Raw genomic sequence first — 2,858 nt, 5'->3', positions numbered from 1 at the left:
CCTTACGGTTCTGTGTCAGCGCAGGAGCGGTGACGAACCGGCTCTCAGCAAGCAGTTGTAACGCCGCCGCGTGCAGTGCGTGCAGCGTGCCAAGCTCGCAGGCAACAGGACCCACGTGCTGGAAGTAGGCCTGAGAAGCGTTTTGACGGCACAGGGCAACCTCGCCACCGCAGCCGGCGCAATGGAAGATCGCCGGGCCAACGGTCAGCAGGTCGTTCGCCGCGACCACCTGTCCCGCCCCGTTCCTGGCGAAAGCCATGTGCGAGCTTAAAGCCATTAGATGTCCTTTGCGAACCCCAAGACGGAGACACTCACTGCGAGTCCGATTATGCTTGATTTTCACGACATCAATTAGATTTAGAGACGACGATACGACACGGTTACGAAAATCCAGGGACGTTACCGCTTGGGTGCGGTGGGGATCTGGCTGCAGACCGAATTGCAGCCATCCGCATTCCGGTCGAGTTCGGCGCGCTCCAGCCGACGGACGCTCAACAGCCCGGACTGGACAAAAATACTCAAATTACGTAAAATACGTATTTTTTAACCGAGGGTCTTCATGACGACTGTCACCGCCACCGATCTCGCCCGGCGCACGAACCAGGTGCTCGACGCCCTGGCTCGGGGCGAGTCGGTCACGATCACGCGCAATAACACCGTGCTCGGCACCATCAATCCTCCCGCACGCGCTGTCACGCTTCGTGAAGCCTTCGAGCGGCTCCCCAGGATGTCGCCCGACGTCGCCGGGCGCTACAAGGCCGATATCCGCAGCGGCGATTTCGACGACGAGGTGCGTGATCCGTGGCAGAGATGATCGTTGATACCTGTGTCTGGATCGATGTCAGTCAGGGCATCCTCGACCTTGACGCGATCTACAACCTCGCCGGGTCTGAGCTGGTCCATGTCTCGGCGATCTCGCTTGGCGAACTGGCATTCGGCGCGCAGCTCCCAAACGACGTGCGAGAGCGGGCCGAGCGCACGGCATTCCTGCGCGCCGTCGAACGGATGTCGGTGCTTCCGGTGACGCGCGAGACCGCCCAGTCATTCGGTCTGCTCGCAACCATGATGAAGGTGGCAGGTCGTAATCCGCGCCCGCGTTATAACGATCTCTGGATCGCCGCTCAGGCTCACGAACATCGTCTGCCGCTTCTCACCAGCAATCCTGACGACTTTCGCGCGCTCGACGTGATCGAAGTCATCGAAGCGCCGAAGGCGGCGCATTGATCGCAGGCGTTGCACGGTTCACGCCGACGACGCCTTTTCCATGTCTGGCAGTCTACTGCGCGTGCTGTGCCTGGCAGCACTGCGACGCCTGCAGCCTTCGCTAACGTTTTGGACGAGCCCCGTCACCAGCGCACTCAACCCCGGCCCGCTCTGATATCCGACCGTTCACGATCCCGGTGCCTTGAGGTAAGCGATGGGCGTGGTCAGGCGTGGCCGCACCTGGAAGCTGTCCGCTTCCATGAATTTTCGCCAGCAGGGTTTCGCCCGGATGCACGTTGAGTTCCAGGTCGCACGCCCTGTACGATTCAAGGACAGAACAGGCTGAATACCCGGACGGGGTTTATTGTGGAAACCATCGGACTCGAATCCCGCCTCGCGCCGGACGGCAAAGGCGTAGTTTTTACACTGTCGGGACCGGGCGGCTCCGTGGAGTGCGTCATCACCCGCGAGGCGCTCGAACAGTATTTCTGGCTACCCCCTGGAGCCGGCGAGGCGCGCGTTCTCCAGGCGTTCACCGACGGCCGCAAGCGCATCGAGGCGGCGGCAAGCCGCAAGATGCTCGTCCATGCGGGTGAGCGCGTTGTGCTGACCGTTGCCGATTTCGGCGACCGGCGGTAACGGCCTGCGCCGGCGTCCTGTGAGCACGCGGAAACCGGTTGACGGGCGCGGTATCGCATCGGGCGTGTATCTCGAACGCCAATTGGCGCGCTGAACCACCGCCGCGCGACTTGCGCCAGCCTTGTGGCCAGCGAACCGGTGCGCATCATTCGAACCCCGTACCCTGTTCTCGCGTTCGATGCCGAAGGTCGGCACGACGCGGGCCGATTCGAAAAGCAGCAATTTGCCTCGCGGAGTCGGTCGTTGCACGCATCGTTGTTTCACCGGCCGATGAAGGGCAACCCACCTGTCGTCGACGCGACGGCGCGATTCATCGCGCAAGGGGGCCAGTGGATTGCGGCGCCCGGCCTGGCGCGCGCGATCGATGAGGACGCGTCAGGGCAACGACAGTACGCACGCCTGCAGGCCATCGCGCGCCAGCGGTCCTGCAGCCTCGGCACCGGGGACTCAAAGCTCTTCGCTCGGGTCAGCGATATCAAGCCGGAACTGCCATCCTTCCATGCTCATCAGCATTTGCCCGAGATCGTTCCACGAGACCTCCTTGCCGTCGACCACCACGAGTGGCATGTGTCCGGCCTGCGACTCATCCCATTCGATGCGCCCGCGCACCGTGCTGTCGATGATCTGGCGCTCGCGAAAATCGATGTGCCTGACCGATAGTGCGCGACGCATCTTTTCGACGAGGCGCCCGAGCAGTACGAACACATCGTCGTCGAACTCGCCGATCAACTGGAACCGGTAGCCGGCGGGAAGGTCGCCGCGAAGCTCAAAGGCATCCAGGGCAACCGCGTCGCCCAGGAGCCGGATCTGGAATTGGAACTGGTGGGACTCCCCGCGACAGTCGACCATCCGGATGGGATCAAGCCGGACGTTCAGGAAATCGGTGAATCCGGTTGACTCGGCAATCCGGGCATTGAAGCACAGGGTGCAGAGCAACTCGTAGCTGCCATCGCCGGAGCCGCAGTGTATGGTGTCCCAGGGCGGCGTCGGGTTGCCGCATTGTTCGCAATGCTCGT

5 protein-coding genes are annotated in these 2,858 nt (G+C 62.5%); 3 read left to right on the top strand and 2 right to left on the bottom strand.

The window, feature by feature from the left end; genetic code table 11:
- Window positions 1–277: hypothetical protein (locus tag BO1_RS48500; RefSeq protein ID WP_028223737.1), on the bottom strand; the 277-nt coding region annotated here is incomplete at its 3' end.
- Window positions 278–559: 282 nt separating this feature from the next.
- On the opposite strand from BO1_RS48500, the gene BO1_RS48495 reads away from it, so the two are divergent.
- The 3 genes from BO1_RS48495 (at window position 560) to BO1_RS48485 (ending at window position 1,842) form a co-directional block, all read left to right on the top strand.
- Window positions 560–814: a type II toxin-antitoxin system Phd/YefM family antitoxin gene (locus BO1_RS48495; protein WP_028223736.1), complete on the top strand. Its 255-nt coding sequence runs from the start codon at window positions 560–562 to the stop codon at window positions 812–814.
- On the top strand, window positions 811–1,224 hold the full coding sequence (locus BO1_RS48490) for a type II toxin-antitoxin system VapC family toxin (protein ID WP_043289286.1): 414 nt from the start codon (window positions 811–813) through the stop codon (window positions 1,222–1,224). The genes BO1_RS48495 and BO1_RS48490 overlap by 4 nt, the downstream gene beginning before the upstream one ends.
- Before the next feature lie 345 nt (window positions 1,225–1,569).
- Complete coding sequence (locus tag BO1_RS48485) at window positions 1,570–1,842, top strand: DUF1488 family protein (protein ID WP_028223734.1); 273 nt, start codon at window positions 1,570–1,572, stop codon at window positions 1,840–1,842.
- Window positions 1,843–2,289: 447 nt separating this feature from the next.
- On the opposite strand, the gene BO1_RS60540 is transcribed toward BO1_RS48485, so the two are convergent.
- Window positions 2,290–2,858 (bottom strand): DUF7713 domain-containing protein (locus BO1_RS60540; RefSeq protein ID WP_028223733.1); only part of this gene is annotated, 569 nt, incomplete at its 5' end.

Origin of the sequence: Paraburkholderia oxyphila NBRC 105797, from assembly GCF_000685075.1 — a bacterium.
In the GTDB taxonomy this organism is placed as follows: Bacteria; Pseudomonadota; Gammaproteobacteria; order Burkholderiales; family Burkholderiaceae; genus Paraburkholderia; species Paraburkholderia oxyphila.
Note: the sequence above shows the minus strand (reverse complement) of the source record. Positions and strands in the feature narration are given on the sequence as shown.

What these genes read in the sequence shown, in the direction of transcription:
- BO1_RS48495 (WP_028223736.1), top strand. Translation starts at nt 560, where the DNA reads ATGACGACTGTCACCGCCACCGATCTCGCCCGGCGCACGAACCAGGTG.
- BO1_RS48490 (WP_043289286.1), top strand. Translation starts at nt 811, where the DNA reads ATGATCGTTGATACCTGTGTCTGGATCGATGTCAGTCAGGGCATCCTC.